The 17,248-nt window shown below is 69.8% G+C and carries 17 protein-coding genes and 1 pseudogene; 6 read left to right on the plus strand and 12 right to left on the minus strand.

Going from position 1 to position 17,248, the window contains the following annotated elements:
- Positions 1-52 precede the first annotated feature (52 nt).
- The 4 genes from ACFVHI_RS35645 to ACFVHI_RS35660 all read right to left on the minus strand — a co-directional run bounded on the left by ACFVHI_RS35645 (position 53) and on the right by ACFVHI_RS35660 (position 4,958).
- Positions 53-1,267, minus strand: a complete 1,215-nt coding sequence (locus tag ACFVHI_RS35645; RefSeq protein WP_380346133.1) for a DUF2510 domain-containing protein — start codon at positions 1,265-1,267, stop codon at positions 53-55.
- Positions 1,268-1,395: 128 nt separating this feature from the next.
- Positions 1,396-2,184, minus strand: a complete 789-nt coding sequence (locus ACFVHI_RS35650; RefSeq protein WP_063346866.1) for a 3-oxoacyl-ACP reductase — start codon at positions 2,182-2,184, stop codon at positions 1,396-1,398.
- Between the two features lie 6 nt (positions 2,185-2,190).
- Complete coding sequence (locus tag ACFVHI_RS35655; RefSeq protein ID WP_380346135.1) at positions 2,191-3,567, minus strand: aldehyde dehydrogenase family protein; 1,377 nt, start codon at positions 3,565-3,567, stop codon at positions 2,191-2,193.
- A 5-nt stretch (positions 3,568-3,572) separates the two neighbouring features.
- Complete coding sequence (locus ACFVHI_RS35660; protein ID WP_363378760.1) at positions 3,573-4,958, minus strand: glutamine synthetase family protein; 1,386 nt, start codon at positions 4,956-4,958, stop codon at positions 3,573-3,575.
- Between the two features lie 152 nt (positions 4,959-5,110).
- On the opposite strand from ACFVHI_RS35660, the gene ACFVHI_RS35665 reads away from it, so the two are divergent.
- The 3 genes from ACFVHI_RS35665 to ACFVHI_RS35675 all read left to right on the plus strand — a co-directional run bounded on the left by ACFVHI_RS35665 (position 5,111) and on the right by ACFVHI_RS35675 (position 8,023).
- Positions 5,111-5,839 (plus strand): gamma-glutamyl-gamma-aminobutyrate hydrolase family protein, encoded by a 729-nt coding sequence (locus tag ACFVHI_RS35665; RefSeq protein ID WP_063346868.1) that lies wholly within the window; start codon positions 5,111-5,113, stop codon positions 5,837-5,839.
- A gap of 155 nt (positions 5,840-5,994) precedes the next feature.
- The gene (locus tag ACFVHI_RS35670; RefSeq protein WP_380346138.1) at positions 5,995-7,062 is read left to right on the plus strand and encodes a cation diffusion facilitator family transporter; all 1,068 of its coding nucleotides are present in this window, start codon (positions 5,995-5,997) and stop codon (positions 7,060-7,062) included.
- 58 nt (positions 7,063-7,120) lie between these two features.
- The gene (locus ACFVHI_RS35675; protein ID WP_380346150.1) at positions 7,121-8,023 is read left to right on the plus strand and encodes a 5'-3' exonuclease H3TH domain-containing protein; all 903 of its coding nucleotides are present in this window, start codon (positions 7,121-7,123) and stop codon (positions 8,021-8,023) included.
- Positions 8,024-8,096: 73 nt separating this feature from the next.
- Here ACFVHI_RS35675 and ACFVHI_RS35680 read toward each other — a convergent pair whose 3' ends face one another.
- From ACFVHI_RS35680 to ACFVHI_RS35700, 5 genes are read right to left on the minus strand one after another with little or no spacing between them, the layout of a single operon-like run.
- Positions 8,097-9,191: a radical SAM protein gene (locus tag ACFVHI_RS35680; protein WP_063346870.1), complete on the minus strand. Its 1,095-nt coding sequence runs from the start codon at positions 9,189-9,191 to the stop codon at positions 8,097-8,099.
- A 13-nt stretch (positions 9,192-9,204) separates the two neighbouring features.
- Positions 9,205-9,738 carry a class IV adenylate cyclase gene (locus tag ACFVHI_RS35685; protein ID WP_063346871.1) on the minus strand — a complete coding sequence of 178 codons (534 nt, stop codon included), beginning with the start codon at positions 9,736-9,738 and terminating at the stop codon, positions 9,205-9,207.
- On the minus strand, positions 9,725-10,333 hold the full coding sequence (locus tag ACFVHI_RS35690) for a hypothetical protein (protein WP_380346140.1): 609 nt from the start codon (positions 10,331-10,333) through the stop codon (positions 9,725-9,727). Before ACFVHI_RS35690 ends, ACFVHI_RS35685 begins: the two co-directional genes overlap by 14 nt.
- A gap of 28 nt (positions 10,334-10,361) precedes the next feature.
- Entirely contained in the window at positions 10,362-11,312 is a 951-nt protein-coding gene (locus tag ACFVHI_RS35695) for a hypothetical protein (RefSeq protein WP_159398378.1), read from the minus strand.
- The gene (locus ACFVHI_RS35700) at positions 11,309-11,983 is read right to left on the minus strand and encodes an ATP-binding protein (RefSeq protein WP_063346874.1); all 675 of its coding nucleotides are present in this window, start codon (positions 11,981-11,983) and stop codon (positions 11,309-11,311) included. The genes ACFVHI_RS35695 and ACFVHI_RS35700 overlap by 4 nt, the downstream gene beginning before the upstream one ends.
- Before the next feature lie 265 nt (positions 11,984-12,248).
- Here ACFVHI_RS35700 and ACFVHI_RS35705 point away from each other — a divergent pair, with 265 nt between their 5' ends.
- Together ACFVHI_RS35705 and ACFVHI_RS35710 are read left to right on the plus strand one after the other, a co-directional pair.
- Complete coding sequence (locus tag ACFVHI_RS35705; RefSeq protein ID WP_380346142.1) at positions 12,249-13,529, plus strand: helix-turn-helix domain-containing protein; 1,281 nt, start codon at positions 12,249-12,251, stop codon at positions 13,527-13,529.
- Positions 13,530-13,549: 20 nt separating this feature from the next.
- Positions 13,550-14,146, plus strand: a complete 597-nt coding sequence (locus ACFVHI_RS35710) for a GNAT family N-acetyltransferase (RefSeq protein ID WP_380346144.1) — start codon at positions 13,550-13,552, stop codon at positions 14,144-14,146.
- A gap of 176 nt (positions 14,147-14,322) precedes the next feature.
- Here ACFVHI_RS35710 and ACFVHI_RS35715 read toward each other — a convergent pair.
- Positions 14,323-15,063 (minus strand): annotated as a pseudogene (locus tag ACFVHI_RS35715) (transposase family protein).
- 7 nt (positions 15,064-15,070) lie between these two features.
- The gene (locus ACFVHI_RS35720; RefSeq protein ID WP_380346146.1) at positions 15,071-15,355 is read right to left on the minus strand and encodes a hypothetical protein; all 285 of its coding nucleotides are present in this window, start codon (positions 15,353-15,355) and stop codon (positions 15,071-15,073) included.
- Between the two features lie 268 nt (positions 15,356-15,623).
- Here ACFVHI_RS35720 and ACFVHI_RS35725 point away from each other — a divergent pair.
- Positions 15,624-16,456 (plus strand): IS5 family transposase gene (locus tag ACFVHI_RS35725; RefSeq protein ID WP_380346148.1). Its coding sequence is split into 2 segments (ribosomal slippage): positions 15,624-15,966 and positions 15,966-16,456, totalling 834 coding nucleotides; the frame shifts between segments, so codons are not numbered across the junction.
- Here ACFVHI_RS35725 and ACFVHI_RS35730 read toward each other — a convergent pair.
- Positions 16,424-16,825 (minus strand): hypothetical protein, encoded by a 402-nt coding sequence (locus ACFVHI_RS35730; RefSeq protein ID WP_063346880.1) that lies wholly within the window; start codon positions 16,823-16,825, stop codon positions 16,424-16,426. The two genes, ACFVHI_RS35725 and ACFVHI_RS35730, sit on opposite strands and share 33 nt — an antisense overlap.
- Positions 16,826-17,248: the final 423 nt, after the last annotated feature.

The following is a 17,248-nucleotide window of genomic DNA, read 5'->3' on the forward strand; positions in this document are numbered from 1 at the left end:
CACCCGGAGAGTGCTCTCCGGGTGGGCCGCCGCCGTGTGAGGAGCGGGTGGCTCAGGTGCTGGTGCCGCCGGTGCCACCGGTGGCGCCGCCGGGGAGCCCGCCGCCCGGGATGGACGGCAGCTTGCCCTTGAAGTCGGCGATGCCGTTGACGATGGTGTCCATCAGGCCGACGTCCGGCGCCTTGTCGGCGATGTCGAAGCCGAAGTGCACGGAGATCAGCGACTTGCCGTCGGTGGACGGGAAGACCACCGTCTGCACGTAGCCGTTGTTGCCCTTGGGCGCGTCGACCTTCCAGCGGACCAGGTAGCCGTCCTGGCCGTTGACCTTGACCGCCTGGGACTTCAGCTCCTGGTGCCCGGTGATGGCGCCGTACGAGTCCTTGGCCGCCTTGTCGATGTCGGCCTTGGCGGCCGCCTGGGCGTCGGTGCCGCCGCCGTCGATCCGGCCGGTGGTCACCCCGCCGAGGCTGCACGAGTCGTTGCTGTCCGGACACTGGTACGAGCCGACGACGACCGAGGCGTAGCCGTCGTTGGTGTAGCCGCCCTGCCAGCCGGAGGGGACGGGCAGGGTGAGCCCGTTCACCAGGTCGATCGCGTTGCCGGCGCCGGGCCTGGCCTTGCCGCTGCCGCCGTTCCCGTTCCCGCCGCTCCCGCCGTTTCCACCGGGCCCGCCGTTGCCACCGGTCCCGTTGCTGCCGTCGCCGCTACCGCCGTTGTTGTTGCCGCCGTTGCCGTTGTTGCCGTTGTTGCCGTTCCCGCTGCCGCCGTTCCCGTTGTTGCCGTTCCCGCTGCCGCCGAGGCCCGGGAAGCCGTTCCAGGGGCCGTTCTCGCCGTTCGGCACGGCCTGCCGGGCACTGCGCTGCGGGCGGTTGTCGCTCTGGCCGTCCATCGCCAGGAAGGTGATCCCGGAGCCGGTGCCCAGGCCGAGCAGCGCCGCGACGGTGGCGGCGATCATCATCGGGGACGGCCGGCGCCGGGGCTTGCGCGGCGGCGGTGCCTCGGAGCCGTAGGCGGTGCCGAAGGGCGGCGGCTCCGGGTAGCGGACGGTCGGCCCGCTGTCCAGCACCTCCCCCTGCAGCACCGTGGGCTCGTCGGCCGGCCCCGGCCCCGGAGCCCCGGTCGCCGGGGGCACCGGCTCCGGGGCGTCCGAGGGTGCGGGCCGGGTGCTGGCCGTCCAACCCCTGCCGTCCCACCAGCGCTGCGGCCTCGGGTCGCCGCCGGTGTCCTTCGGGTCCGGGTACCACCCGGCGGGAATCTGCTCGCTCACAACAGAGAATCTAAAGGCACGCGGATAAGCGCGAAATCAGCGCGGCCTCGAATTCCGGTGGTTTTCGATGAGATTACGGTGAGAAGGGGCGCGACGGGCACGCTCAGGACCGTCGGGCACGCCCAGGGCTACAGCGGGGTCACGTAGGCGCCCGAGATGCCGCCGTCCACCAGGAACTCGCTCGCCGTGATGAAGGACGAGTCGTCGCTCGCCAGGAAGGCCACCGCGGCGGCGATCTCCTCGGCCCGGGCGAACCGGCCCAGCGGGATGTGCACCAGCCGGCGGGCCGCCCGCTCCGGGTCCGTGGCGAACAGCTCCCGCAGCAGCGGGGTGTCCACCGGCCCCGGTGACAGCGCGTTCACCCGGATCCCCTCCCGGGCGAACTGCACGCCCAGTTCCCGGGACATCGCCAGCACCCCGCCCTTGGAGGCGGTGTACGAGATCTGCGAGGTGGCCGCGCCCATCCGGGCCACGAAGCTGGCCGTGTTGATGATCGAGCCCCGCCCGTGCCGCCGCATGTACGGCAGCGCGGCCTTGCAGCACAGGTACACCGAGGTCAGGTTGACCTCCTGGACCTTGCGCCAGGCGTCCAGGCCGGTGGTCAGGATCGAGTCGTCCTCCGGCGGCGAGATGCCCGCGTTGTTGAACGCGACGTCCACGCTCCCGTACGTCTCGTACGCCTCGTCGAACAGCGCCTCGACCATGTACGGGTCGGTGACGTCGGTGTGCACGAACAGGCCGCCGACCTCCTTGGCGGCCGCCCGCCCGGACTGCTCGTCCAGGTCCGCGCAGACCACCTTCGCGCCCTCCGAGGCGAGCCGGCGGGCGGCCGCCAGGCCGATCCCGCTGCCGGCGCCGGTGATCACGGCGGTGCGGCCGACCAGGCGGCGGCACACCGGAGCGTCGTTCTCCGTCATCGGCTGCTACTCCTCGCTGTGGATGAAGACGTTCTTGGTCTCGGTGAAGTGGCGCAGCGCGTCCGGCCCCAGCTCCCGGCCGACCCCGGACTCGCCGTAGCCGCCGAACGGCGTCCAGTACCGCACCGAGGAGTGCGAGTTGACCGACAGGTTGCCCGCCGCGACGCCGCGGGCCAGCCGCAGCGCCCGGCCGAGGTCCCTGGTCCAGATCGAGCCGGACAGGCCGTAGCGGGTGGCGTTGGCCAGCCGCAGCGCGTCCGCCTCGTCGGTGAACGGCAGGACGGCGGCGACCGGGCCGAAGATCTCCTCGGTGACGGCCGGCACCTCCGGGTCGGCCGGCGCGATCACCGTCGGCGGGTACCAGTAGCCGGGCCCGTCCGGCACCGCGCCGCGGGCCAGCACCGGCAGGTCCGGGGTGACGTAGGAGGCGACCCGGCGCACCTGGGCGGCCGAGATCAGCGGGCCCAGCCGGGTCTCCGGGTCCGCCGGGTCGCCGGTGCGCAGCGCCTCGACGGCGGGCAGCAGCAGCGCCAGGAAGTCGTCGTACGCCTCGCGTTGGACCAGGATCCGGCTGCGGGCGCAGCAGTCCTGGCCGCTGTTGTCGGCGAAGGACATCGGGTCCGCGGCGCGGGCCAGGTCGGCGTCGGCGAAGACGATGCTGGGGCTCTTGCCGCCCAGCTCCAGGGTGACCCGCTTGGCCCGGGCCGCGCAGCGGGCGGCCACCTCCTTGCCGACCACGGTCGAGCCGGTGAAGACGATCTTGCGGACCGCCGGGTGGTCCACCAGGGCCCGGCCGGTCGTCGCACCCGGGCCCGGCAGCACCTGGAACAGGCCCTCCGGCAGCCCTGCCGCCAGGGCGAGTTCGGCCAGCCGCAGCGCGGTGAGCGGGGTCGCCTCGGCGGGCTTGAGCAGGACGGCGTTGCCCGCCGCCAGGGCCGGCGCGAAGCCCCAGGCGGCGATCGGCATCGGGAAGTTCCACGGCGCGATCACCCCGACCACGCCGACCGGCTCGTGGAAGGTCACGTCCAGGCCTCCGGCCACCGGGATCTGGCGGCCGGTCAGGCGTTCCACTCCCCCGGCCGCGTACTCCAGCAGGTCCCGGACGTTGCCGGCCTCCCAGCGGGCGTTGCCCACGGTGTGGCCGGCCTCGCGCACCTCCAGTGCGGCCAGTTCCGGCACGTGCACCTCGACCTGGTCGGCGAACCGGCGCAGCAGCCGGGCCCGTTCGCCCGGTGCCAGCGCCGCCCAGGCCGGCTGGGCCTTCGACGCGCGCTGGACCGCCGCGTCCACCTGCCCCGCGGTGGTGTCCGGGACGGTGGCGAGCACCTCGCCGGTGGCGGGATTGCGGACGGTGCTGACGGTGGGGTCGGTGGGGTCGGTCATCGGCCTCACATCCGTTCGAAGGATCGGTAGCGCTCCCAGTCGGTGACGGTGCCGTCGAAGGCGCACTGCTCCACCCGGGCCATGTTCAGGTAGTGCTCGACCACGTCGTCGCCGAAGGCCACCCGGGCCAGCTCGCTGTCGCCCCACAACTCCGCGGCCTCGCGCAGCGAACCGGGCACCCGGGCGTACTCCTCGACGGCGTAGGCGTTGCCCAGGCACGGCGCCGGCAGCTCCAGTTTCCGCTGCAGCCCGTGCAGGCCGGCCGCGATCATCCCGGCCACCGCCAGGTACGGGTTGACGTCCCCGCCCGGCACCCGGTTCTCCATCCGCAGGCCCTGGCCGTGGCCGACCACCCGGTAGGCGCAGGTCCGGTTGTCCCGGCCCCAGGCCACCGCCGTCGGGGCGAACGAGCCCTGGCGGTAGCGCTTGTAGGAGTTGATGTTCGGCGCGTACAGCAGGCTGAACTCGCGCAGCGCCGTCAGCTGGCCGGCCAGGAAGTGCCGCATGGTGTCGGTCATCCGGCCGTCCCGGTCGGCGAAGGCCGGCGCGCCCACCGCGTCGCGCAGCGACAGGTGGATGTGGCAGCTGTTGCCCTCGCGCTCGTTGTACTTGGCCATGAAGGTCAGCGCGCACCCCTGCTGCGCGGCGATCTCCTTCGCGCCCGTCTTGTAGACGCTGTGCTGGTCGCAGGTGGTCAGCGCGTCCGCGTAGCGGAAGGCGATCTCGTGCTGGCCGAGGTTGCACTCGCCCTTGGCCGACTCCACCACCAGCCCGGCGCCCGCCATCTCGTTGCGGATCCGGGACAGCAGCGGCTCGACCCGGGCGGTGCCCAGCATCGAGTAGTCCACGTTGTACAGGTTCGCCGGCGTCAGGCCGCGGTAACCGCCCAGCCAGGCCTGCTCGTAGGTGTCCCGGAACACCAGGAACTCCAGCTCGGTCCCGATGTCGGCCGCCAGCCCGTACTCCGCCAGGCGCGCGATCTGGCGGCGCAACAGCTGGCGGGGGGCCGCGTCCACCGGGTGGCCGCCGTGCCGGGCCAGGTCCGCGGTCACCTGCGCGGTGCCCGGCTGCCAGGGGGTCAGCCGCAGGGTGCCGAGGTCGGGGCGCATCGCGAAGTCGCCGTAGCCGGTGGCCCAGGAGGAGAAGGCGTAGCCGTCGACGGTGTTCAGGTCGACGTCCACGGCGAGCAGGTAGTCGCAGGCCTCGGCGCCGTGCTCGACCACCTCGTCCAGGAAGAAGCGGGCAGCGAAGCGCTTGCCCTGCAGGCGCCCCTGCATGTCCGTGAACGCCAGCGCCACGGTGTGGACCTCGCCGGTGTCCACCAGCGTGCGCAGTTCGTCCAGGGTCAGCGGCGCCCGGGGCGGCACGCCCGCGGCGGCGTTCTCGGGCATGACGGAACCCTCCACGATCACTCTTCGAGTTCAAGCGGTCACAGCGAACCGTACGGCCTGCGGCGGACGGCGCGGAAGAGGGCGGACACGTGTGGCGCGCCGACATGCGTGGTTGACGGGGGATCAGGCGGTGCGGGGGGAGAATGCCCGCCATGGATCGCAGGCCTTTCATCGGCGTCAGCACCTACCTGGTCGACGCGAGTTGGAGCAACTGGCAGGGCCGCCGGGTGGCCCTGGTGCCCGAGCGGTACACCGCATACGTCCAGGAGTCCGGCGGGATCGCGGTGCTGCTCCCGCCCGACTCCCCCGACCGCGCACCCGAGGTGCTCGCCCGGCTCGACGCCCTCGTCATCGCGGGCGGGCCCGACATCGACCCCGCCTACTACGGCCAGCCCGCCCACCCGCGCACCGAGGTCGACTCCCCCGAACGGGACCGGTGGGAGTCGGCCCTGCTGCGGGCGGCCCTGGCGGCCGGGATGCCGCTGCTGGGGATCTGCCGGGGCATGCAGGTGCTCAACGTCGTCTGCGGCGGGACGCTCGTCCAGCACCTGCCGGACGTCGTCCCGGTCGACGTCCACGGCGGCGCGGACGGCGGCTACGGGACACACCTGGTGCGGCCGGTGCCGGGGACGCTGCTCGGCGGGCTGCTCCCGGAGAGCGAGGTGGAGGTGCCGACCTTCCACCACCAGGCCGTCGACCGGGTCGGGGCCGGCCTGCGGGTCTCGGCCCACGCGCCGGACGGGACGGTCGAGGCGGTCGAGGGCCCGGGGTTCACCCTGGGCGTGCAGTGGCACCCGGAGCAGGGGGAGGACCTGCGGGTGATGCGGGCCCTGGTCCGGGCGGCCACCGCGGCGCAGTTGGACACCGCGCTGATCGGGTAGCCGGGGCCCGCCCGCCCGGGCGGAACGGACCGCTCAACGGCAACGACAACGGTCACCAGTACAGCCTTTGGATCTTTGTCCGTTCTGCGGTTCACTTCGGGTGCAGGGCGATCGCGCCCCTCCCCTCCCCACCCGTGCGTCCAGAGAGGACTTCGATGGCCGGGCACGAGCATTCCCACACTGATCATGCGCATGACCACAAGCACGCGCACGACCACGGCGGACACCGGCACGGCGGACTCGGCGGCCACGGCGGCCACTCGCACGGTGTCGCCGCCGACGCCGACCGCCGCTGGCTGCTCAGCGCCCTCACGCTCATCGTCGTCTTCATGGCCGGCGAGGTCGTCGTCGGCTTCGCCGCGAAGTCCCTGGCCCTGATCTCCGACGCGGCGCACATGCTCACCGACGCCGCCTCGATCGTCCTCGCGCTGGTCGCGATGCGCCTCGCCGCCCGCCCGGCCCGCGGCGGCTACACGTACGGCCTCAAGCGCGCCGAGATCCTGTCCGCCCAGGCCAACGGCGTCACCCTGCTGGTGCTGTCCGCCTGGCTGGGCTACGAGGCCGTCACCCGGCTGTTCGAACCGCCGGAGGTCGCCGGCTCACTGGTGCTGGTCACCGCACTGATCGGGATCGTCGTCAACCTGGCCGCCGCCTGGTGCATGTCGAAGGCCAACCGCAGCTCGCTCAACGTCGAGGGCGCCTTCCAGCACGTGCTCACCGACCTGTACGCGTTCATCGCCACCACCGTCGCCGGCGCCGTCATGCTGACCACCGGCTTCGTCCGGGCCGACGCGATCGCCTCGCTGGTCGTGGTCGCGCTGATGCTCAAGGCCGGCATCGGCCTGGTCCGCGACTCCGGGCGGATCTTCCTGGAGGCCGCCCCGGCCGGCATCGACCCGGACGCGGTGGCCGACCGGATGGTCGCCCAGCCGCTGGTCGAGGAGATCCACGACCTGCACATCTGGGAGATCACCTCCAACCAGCCCGCCCTGTCCGCACACATCCTCGTCACCCCCGGCGGCGACTGCCACGCCGTCCGGCGCGAGCTCCAGCGCGGACTGGCCGACGAGTACGGCATCACCCACAGCACGCTCCAGGTCGACCACGTCGGCGAGGACGCGGCCGGCGCCCTGCTCCAGATCGCCGCCCCCGGCGAACAGCCCGCCGAACACTGCGCCGACGCGCACGGCCCGGTCCACCGCGCCGGCCCGCACGAGCACTGAAGCCGCCCTCCTGTCGTCGCGGTGCGGCATGATCTGACACGTGACCGCACCGCGACTGATGCTCCTCGACTCCGCCAGCCTGTACTTCCGGGCCTACTACGGCGTGCCGGACACCCTGCGCTCCCCCCAGGGCGAACCGGTCAACGCCGTCCGCGGCCTGCTGGACTTCATCGCCCGGCTGGTCCACGACCACCGCCCCGACCAGCTCGTCGCCTGCATGGACGCCGACTGGCGCCCGCAGTGGCGGGTCGACCTCCTCCCCTCGTACAAGACCCACCGGGTCGCCGAGGCGGCCCAGGACGGCGAGGAGGAGGTGCCGGACACGCTCGCCCCGCAGGTCCCGGTGATCGAACAGGTCCTGGACGCGCTCGGCATCGCCCGCGTCGGCTCCCCCGGCTACGAGGCCGACGACGTGATCGGCACCCTCACCGCCCGCGCCGAAGGGCCCGTACAGATCGTCACCGGCGACCGCGACCTGTTCCAACTGGTCGACGACGCCCGCGAGATCACCGTGCTCTACCCGGTCAAGGGCATGGGCAACCTGCAGATCACCGACGACGCGCTGCTCCTGGAGAAGTACGGCGTGCGCGGCGCCCAGTACGCCGACATGGCCGCCCTGCGCGGGGACCCGAGCGACGGCCTGCCCGGCGTCAAGGGCATCGGCGAGAAGACCGCCGCCCAGCTCATCAACGAGTACGGCGACCTCACCACCATCCGCGCCGCCGCCCTCGACCTCTCCTCCAAGCTCACCCCCGCCCGCCGCCGCAACCTCGTCGAAGGCGCCGCCTACCTCGACGTCGCCCCCACCGTCGTCCGCGTCGCCCCCGACGCCCCCCTCCCCACCTTCGACCCGGCCCTCCCCCACGAGCCGCTCGACCCGATGACCCTCGAAGACCTCGCCACCCGCTGGGGCCTCGGCACCTCCCTCGAACGCCTCCTGGAATCCCTCGCCACCCGCTGAGGCCGCACGCGAGAGGGCCCGCACGTTCGAGTCGAACGTGCGGGCCCTGGATACCCGACCGACAGCCAGAGACTCAGGCGGCGGCACCGTACTCGCTCGTCAGCCGCCGGACTTCGGCGTCCTTGAAGGCCTGCACCTCTTCCACGATCCCGCTCTTCGACAGATCGGCCACGGGGACGCAGAGGTCCATGCGCTGGATGCAGACGCCGAGCATGTACTCCCCCTGTTCGGTGAGGTACAGGCGGATGCCGTAGTAGCCCTCCTCGCAGTCCGTGTCGTTGTTGAACCGGCACGACGCGCAGGTGTCCGGGAGCCTTACGGGCAGCAGCCGCTTCACGTAGACCGCCCGGCCGCCGAGCGCCCGGTACAGGGTGCGCTCGTCGGAGGTGCCGGCGGTGAACGTCCGAAGCACCGGTTCCGCGCCGACCCGGGCCAGCGCTTCGGAGATCGCCGCGGTCGAATCCGCCCCGTCCTGGATGCTGGTGAGCATCCGCACATCCGCGAACTGGCCGTACGACTCGACCAGGTTGACGACCCGGTCCACGTGGGCCATTCCGGGAACGACGATGTTCACCGAGACCTTCACACCGTTGGAGACGGCGGACCGGACGGTCTGTTCCGCTGCCCGGATCTTCGCCTCGGCCAGGCCCGCAGACCTGAAACGCTCGGACTGAACGGCCTGGAGCTCTTCGGCGGTGGTACCGAAGACCGAGACGTTGACCCGGTTGAGGCCGGCCGCCGAACACTCCGGCATGACCTGCCGGCCGCGTTCCCCATTGCTGGTCATCCCGACGCTCAACCCCATGCCGGACAGCGCCGCGACCAGCGCGGGCACCTCCGTGTGGAGGGTGGGCTCCCCTCCCGTGAGGTGAACCTCGTCGGCGTCGAACGCCCTCGCCACAGTTCGCACCGCCCGCCGGAAGGACATGTCCGGGGCCATCCTGGCGGCGAGGAAACCGACACCGTTCGTCTCGCTGTAGATCGACACGCGCCCGGTCCTGCCCGGGCCCGCGCCGAAGGGCAGTTCGGCGCGGCCCTGATTGTCGACGGTGACCGGCGTTCCCTCGTTGTGGCAGAACGTGCAGGCCAACCCGCAGTCGTCGATCACCTTGATGCGGATGGTCCGGTCCCGGACGACCCGGACTGCCGGGCGTTGGGTAACTGACAAGGCTCGTCTCCTGTCATTCGAACGTGAGCCGGGGAATCGCGTCGATGTCGATCCCGTACCGGCGGTAGACCTTGGTCGTGTTCTCGCTCGTGAGCTTCTCCAGAGGAAGCTTGAGAGCGAGGGCGGTCGCATGGACGTGTTCGGCGCTGTCGCCCTCGATCTCCAGGTACGGGGGGATCAGCGGCCAGTGGTCGATCTCGACGGCCGCGCCGCCGAGCGTCCAGGAGGACCGGCGGTTCTCCTGGTACGCCTTCGGTTGGTAGCCGAGCTTGCCGAGGAGCGTGTTCGTGGCGTCGAAGCCGCCGACGGTCGTCTCCGTTTCGGTCACGCCGTCGATCGCATCGGAGTGGATCTCCTTGACGCACAACGTGACGTCGGTGCCGGTGTCACGCAGCCGGACCCACGCGCCCGGCCGACCGGGGATGTCGTAGACGTAGCGGCGCTGGAAGCGGTCGACCACGTGCTCAGCCCCGGCCTCGGTCAGGAGCACGCGGATCTTCTCCGGATCGACGTTGAGGATCTTCGCTTCGAACTCAGTTGCGGTCATGGGGAATTGCCTTCCTCAGCGCGATACGGGCAGATGAGCGCACGGTGTCGGCGATGCTGCGAGCCACCTCATCAGGCGTGCGGTCGGTGCCGTCGACCCGCAGCAGCCCGAACGCCCGGTACACGCGGGAGCTTTCGGCCACGTTCGGCTCCTCCCGCCGGTGCCAGGAACTCAGCGTTCCCAGCTCGGCCCGCCGACGAAGCCGCTCCTGGCGGACGCGTTCGTCCACCTCCAACAAAATCGGCACGTTCGGGACGAGAGCCCCCTCCGGGTACTCCGGCACACAGCCGTGACCCATCGCCCTGTGTGTGGCGATGGTGCGCGGGAAGTAGGACTCGACCACCACCGTCCGACCGCTCTCGGTGAGCGCCCGGGCGGTCTCGGACTTGATGTGGTTCGCCATCATCCACCAGTGGAACCGCGCCGGCAGGATTCCGGCGGCGTCCACCTCCACGCGCATGCGGGGGAACGTCGGCAATGTGCCGTCGGTGAGGTGAACCCCGTTGACCAAAGCGGCGACCAGCGGGGCGACGGTGGTCTTCCCGCTTGCGCTCAGACCGTCGAGGGTGATGAAGAATCCTCGGGTCACGTCCATGTGAACTCCATATCCCTGTTCGGGCTTGTCATCGCAGTCCCCAGTTCCACGGGGCCGGGTGGGCACCGCGCAGGCAGGTGATCCGGTGGGCCGCCTCCTGGCGGAGGTTGGCGTCGAGGTGGGCGCGGCGCACCGTGTCCATCACCGTGGTGAGGACGACGATGTCGCGTACGACCTGGTAGCCGGACCAGGCGCCGATGTAGGGGTGGTCCAGGGGCTGGCCCTCCCGGTCGTACGAGAGGTAGGTGTCGGCGTAGGTCCGGTGGTCTTCGCGCGGGCCGATGAGCAGTTCGGAGCGCCAGCGGGCGGCGACCAGGTCCCACTCGCGATGGCCGCGCGTCAGCGGGCAGCGCAGCAGGAGCCCGACGTGGACTCCGTCGTCGTGGCAGGGGGCCATCCCGAGGGCGCCGAGGATGACGGTGTCCGGTGTCGGCCAGTCGAGGTAGTCCCACTCCTCGCGCAGTTGGGCAGCGTGGTCGCGCAGGAAGCTGTGGGAGGCCTCGTTCAGCGGAGCGTCGCCCAGGCCGTCCAACAGCCCGGCGAACGGATCGTGCTCCCTGAGCCACGGGGCCGCCCTGGGGTCGGTCCGGTGCGTGAGGGCGGTCACCCATGCGGACAGGGACGTGTCGGCGCTCGGCTTCCCGGGGTCCTCCCAGAAGGTCACGGCCCGGCCCTCGGCAGACGCGCGGACGTCGGTGCACCGGGGGGAGGTGACGGGGACTTGATGCTGTCGCAGGAACTGCGCGCCCTTGATGAGCGCCCCGGCCTCGTCCAGGTCGGGGTGGACGATGGCGAGCGCGCGTGAAGTCGGCAGCGACCACAGATGGTTCGGGCTGTCGCTGACCAGCTCGGCCTTCGCGACGTCGCCACCGGTGGCCACGCCCGCCTGCGTCAGTGCCTCGAAGGACGCCGCAATGTCCAGTCTGCGGGCCGGGGTTGTGGTCTTGAGTAGCGTTCTGGTGCGCGGTCCGACGCTCACGGCGCAGTCCTCGGGTACGGGAGTGGGTGGAGGGACGAGATGGGCGAGAACGGCGAGAAGAAGCATCGATCCGGGGCAGCGATTCCGCGAAGTGCCCCTGCCCTGCCAGCCTTCACAAGGGCCCCACGAGCGTCCTGGCCTTCCGTCCCGGAGACGCCGAGGGGCGAACTGGACGCCGCGAGCGTGTGCGCCCCTCCGACTACGACGGCGCCCGAGCCCAGCATCGCGATCTGCAAGCCGCCCCGCTCGCCCGCGAGGGCCGGCGCTGGGGCGGCGGGTTGGGTGGGCTCGTTGAATTCCAGCTCGAACCAGACCTCGTTGCCGTCACCCAGGCGATTCCAGCCGAAGCGAGTGGAGAGCGCCTTCACGAGTTCCAGGCCTCGTCCGTGCTGGTCGGTCTCCACAGCTGTCCGAAGCTGCGGAGATCGGCTTGCCCGGTCGATCACGGCTACTCGCAGCAGCTCCTTGTCGATCTGCAACGAGACCATGAACGTCGTACCCGTCGCATGCCTGATGGCGTTGGTCGCCAGCTCGGAGACGAGAAGCAGGACAGTGTCCTCCAGGTCCTGGCCGAGAACCAGGCCAAACCCGCGAAGGATCCTCCGTGTGGTGCGTCGGGCCGTGCTGGCGCTGACGGATTCGGCCGACAGCTCAAACTCAGAGGTGGGCATGACATTCCCTCCGGGGGTGGCTCCAGTGCAGGGGCGGGACAGGACTACTGCGAGGCGGATACGCCACTCCGTGACGAGTCGAATCCGCTCCGTAGTGGACGCTCATTCCACCAGCGCCAGTGAAGGCCGGGAAGGACATGGAGCCAGACATCGACCGGACATTCACCGGACATTCCGCGTCCACAACGGTGAATCCGGACGGAATCCGACCGAAGGACTGAATCCCTCTCTATGTTTGGTACGTGATGCTGCATAAGGCGCTGCCGTGAGCAGGCGGACCCCCAAAAGCCGGAACCAGCTGCTGTACGAGGCCCGAAAGCGACTGAACCTCACTCAGGCTGCCGCCGCTGAAGCGGTGGGGGTGAGCGAACGGCAGTGGCGACGCTGGGAGACAACACCCGGCCCGGACGTCCCCCGCGCACCGGAGGTCCTCCGGTCGCTATGCGAGGTGTTCCAGGTCTCGTACGACAAACTGGGCTTCGTGTCGCCGGTAGATCTTTCGCCGGGTGGCGCAGGCGTCTTGGGAGGAGTCATCATCCCGCCTGTGAACCGACGTGACGCACTGGCAGCCGGAGTGGCTGCCGCCCTTGGCGGATTGCCCTGGCTCTCACCGGTCGTCGGCGTTCGGCCGACCGAGCCTCTCCGGATCGGTGAGGACGAGGTCGAGGACCTACGCGCGGTCCTTCAACACCTCGACGCATGGGATCAGCGCTTCGGCGGCGACAGCCTTTGGCGCTCCGCCAGACACACCCTGCACTACATCCACAGGCTCCTGGACCGGGGGACGTTCTCCACGGGGGTCGGCGACGAACTCCAGGCGATGCAGGGCTCACTGACCACCTCCATCGGCTGGTACTGCTACGACGCCGGACGAACCCAAGACGCATCTGTCTACTGGTCCCAGGCCCTCAACACCGCATTGCTGTTCAACAACTCGCCGCTGGCCATCCGCACGCTGTCCGTCATGGCGAGGCAGGCCGTCGACCTCGGCAAGGGCCGTGATGCCGTCCGCTACGCACAGATCGCTGCGACCCGACTCGGCCCCTGGGTACCGCCCCGCGTCCACTCGCTCCTGGCCATTCGTGAGGCTCAGGGGCACGCCGCTCTGGGCGACGCGGCCAGTACCAACGAAGCGATCCTCCGTGCGTGGCGCGGGTTTGAGCGGGGCGCCAGCGAGGACGATCCGGACTGGGCTCGGTTCCTGAACGAAGCAGAGTTGGTCTGTCTGGAAGGGATGTGCCGCAGCGACCTCGGCGAACACGAGAAGGCCATCCACCTCCTCAGCCGGTCGGCGGAGTTGCAGGACGCCGCGCACGACCGCAACCGCGGAATGTGCCTGGTCCGCCTGTCCGGAGCGGCTTTGTCAGCCGGCAACCTGGACCAATCGATCGACGCTGCCGAACGGTCCGTCCGGATGATCGGCAGTGGCATGACCTCCCGCCGGAACAAGCAGGTGCTGCTCGGCATCGCCAACGGGCTGCACCGCTTCAACGACAACCCCCATGCCCGGCACACGATCGAGCGCATTACCCAGTCGGCCGCCTGACCAGCAAGGAAGCTCCTCCCATGCCCATCGCCGAACTCCGCCTCAACCGCCACACCCCCGACGCCACCGTACGGGCGCTGGACGACATGGTTGACCTCTACACCCACGTCTACAACGTCCCGCCGTACATCGGAGACCCTTTCTTCTCCGTCGACGCCTTCCGTGACCGACTGCTCGGCGCCACCGAGCTGAACGGCTTCGAGTGCCTGACCGTGCACAGCGGCGAGACCGTCGTCGGCTTGGTCCACGGCGTCACCCTGCCGGCCGAACGCACGTGGTGGACGTCCCTCGGTGACCAGCGCCCGGAGGCGATGGTCACCGCCGCCAAAGCCGAAGGCGTGGCCTGGCTGCGCGAACTGATGGTCCGACCTGACTATGGAAACCAGGGCATCGGTCGGCGCCTGCACGACGAGTGGATCGCCGAACGGCGACAGCGCTGGACGGCACTCACCTGCATCCCGGACAACGAGCCTGCACACGGCGCCTACCGGCGGTGGGGCTACGAGATCATCGGGCGGATCAAGCACGCCGACGACAGCCCCGTCTACGACGCGATGGTTCTGCCCGCGACGGGGGGCCCGGTCCCAGAAGGGGGCTCGCCGCGTCAACGGCCTTGAGGTGGCGGGGCTCGCACCTCCCTTAGTTGCCCGTCCTTGCCCACCACCCATCGTCGCCGCACGGAGAGTTGTGGTTGGCGGCCTCGCTCAGGTTGAGCGAGACCGCCAAAGGGCTGTCCCGTAATTGACCTTTGGATGTCATGGATCGGCCTCTGCGGATGGGTGGTCGAGCCCTCTCACGCTGCCTGAAGGAGGTTGTGGAGGCGGGCGATGCCGAGCATGGCGTGGTGAACGCCATCGCCCCTGAGACGGCAGTCGCGGAGGATCTTCCAGGTTTTCATGCGGGCGAAGACGTGCCCGTCTCGCGCTCATGCTTTCTTGTGGTCGCGGTTGTGTTCGGTCTGCCACTCGGCGAGTTCGCCGCCCTTGAGCCGACGGTGTGGGATGACCAGCCCGGTTCCGGAGTAGCCGCCGTCGGCGATGGTGGTTGTCTTGCCGACGGCGGCTTTGGCACCGGATTCCGCCTAGGCCTTCCAGTCGTTGCGGTTGCCCGGGAGGGGCTTGCCGACCGCGACGACCTGGTGGTTGGTGGAGTACCGGTAGTTCTTGGACTTCTCCGCGACGGCATGGTCACGGGTGGGCACCAGGGTGCCGTCAACGATCGGGACCGTGCCCTTGCGGAACCGTTGCCGGGGCTTGAATGCGAGCAGGGGGCCGACGTGGCCGATGATGCGGTCGGCCGCGGACCTGGAAACGCCGAACAGTGGCGCCAGCTGTCGCGGCGTCAGGTTCGTACGCCAGTAGGCCGCGACCAGCAGGACCCGGTCCTCCAAGGGAAGACTCCATGGCCGACCCGGACGCACCGCTTCGGCGCCCTCGCGGCGTAGCACCGTCATCAGCTTGCGGAGGTCCTGCGGGCTCAGCCCGGTGAACGGGGCTATCCAGGACAGCTTCGACGCCGTGATCACACCAGCCATAGTGAGATCACGGCATCGAGCATATGGCTCGAGTGCGGAGGTCACCGGACCAGCTCTCACAACGGACGCTTCCTGATGCGAAGTCCATCTCAAGGCCCATCCGCCCCGTCAGCGGCTCCCAGTCCTCTCGGACTCCGAGCACGACTTCCCCAATGCGGCTCGCCAGCGGAGTCTCCTCGTCAACGGGTCGCACGTCGATCCGGCCCCAGCCGCCCATGTCGTAGCCCTTGTACGGCTCGGACGCCTCAACCACAAGGCACCAGTCCGTTCCGCTCATGATGTGGGTGGACACCCCCTGGTCATCGATGAGCCACAGATCGACAGGGGTGTCAGATTCTCGTCCCTCATATACGTGCCAGGACGCCACAAGCCGCACCAGCCGACGACCGATCAGTGACGCGGGATCGATGCCAGGTCCGTGAGCTGGACATACGGGGTTCGAGGGCTCCATCCAGGCACCGTACCGTCGTCCTCGCCCCGGCTCACCCGCTTAGAACTCCTAACGAAATGATCTTCGAGATGGTTGGATCGCTCCTGGAGTGACGATTCGGGGGTGTGGGGTGGCTCGGCCGAAGCCGCGGCATGTTGACGACGAGTTGTGGGCGGTGATCGAGCCGCTGCTGCCCAAGGTTGAACGTCGGGTGCGGCATCCAGGACGGAAGCGGCATCCGGACCGACTGGTGTTCCAGGGCATCCTGTTCGTCCTGCACACCGGGATCAGCTGGGAACATCTCCCGCAGGAACTCGGCTTCGGGTCGGGCATGACCTGCTGGCGCCGCCTGGCCGAGTGGACGGAGGCCGGCGTCTGGCCCCGGCTCCACGAGGTCCTCTTGGCCAAGCTCCGCAGCGCGAACGCCCTGGACTTCTCCTGGGCGGCTGTGGACGGCTCTCACATCCGGGCGTTAAAGGGGGATCCAAGACGGGACGAAGTCCTGTCGACCGGGGCAGAACGGGCAGCAAGCACCACCTGATCACCGACGCCACCGGTATCCCGCTCGCCGTCACCCTGACCGGCGGCAACCGCAATGACGTCACCCAGCTCATTCCACTGCTTCAGGCGGTGCCGTCCGTTCGCGGCAAGCGCGGCCGGCCCCGGCGCCGCCCCGACGTCGTGCTCGGTGACTGCGGCTACGACCACGACAAGCACCGCCGTCTGGTCCGGAACCTCGGCGTGAAGCCGCTCATCGCCCGCCGAGGCACCGAGCACGGCTCCGGACTCGGCACTCAACGCTGGGTCGTGGAACGCGCCTTCGCCCACCTGCACTGGTTCCGCCGCCTGCGCATCCGCTGGGAGATCCGCGATGACATCCACGAAGCCTTCCTGAGCCTGGGATGCGCACTCATCTGTTGGCGCCGTCTCTCACGGCCGGTCCGGGACTCCCCTGCTCAGTAGCCATTCCCTGACGCTCGGGGAGCTGTCCAGGAGCTGGCTGACCTGCATACCCTCGGCCCGTGAGGTCACTCTCGACAGAGGTGTGAAGTCACCAGGCAGGATATCCAGCAGGCTCATCACGCGGTCTCCCGCATGAAGCGTGATGAGCAGTTCGCACCGAATCTGACGCGGGATGCCGGGGCGGTGCGGCAGGCTGTTCCACAGGGCTGGCCACAGATAGTGGGTTCCATTGGACGCCGCATTCGCCTGCACCCATACCGGGTCCAACCGCTGGTTGAGGCCGAGCTGGCATGCCCGCTCCTCCAGCCTGACCAGCGAGGTCGTATCGAGGACCTTCAACTCCCGAGGCACCGGCTCATCCGAGTTCATCGCCCCATGCTGCCCGATAGCACCCCAGTGACTGGAACCGACCCATCGAAGATCATTTCGTTAGGAGTTCTTATAGGGGACAGCCCTAAGGTCAAGCATGGTGTCGAGATCGCCGTCTGGATCGCGCAAGGCAAACAGCAAAAGCCGTAACACCGGGTTCTGATGCCGGTCATCGAGCTCTCAAGACCGGGCCAGAGGCTACTCCCCACCCCTCCTTCGGAGCAGGAAGTCGACCGAGTCGACTTTCACAACCCCGCATTATTCCGTTGTCGCTTCTGCCCCTGCCGATGGCAGGGGCAGAAGCACTTCGAACCCTTCTCCTTCCACGAAGGAGGTGGGTTGGGACGGCTTAATTCGAAGCGCGGTCGCCGCTTCGGCAACTGCCGAAGCGGCGGCGGAGGCAAAGAGGTGGGGGGTGGGGGG

Origin of the sequence: Kitasatospora sp. NPDC127121, from assembly GCF_042677305.1 — a bacterium.
Classification (GTDB): Bacteria; Actinomycetota; Actinomycetes; order Streptomycetales; family Streptomycetaceae; genus Kitasatospora.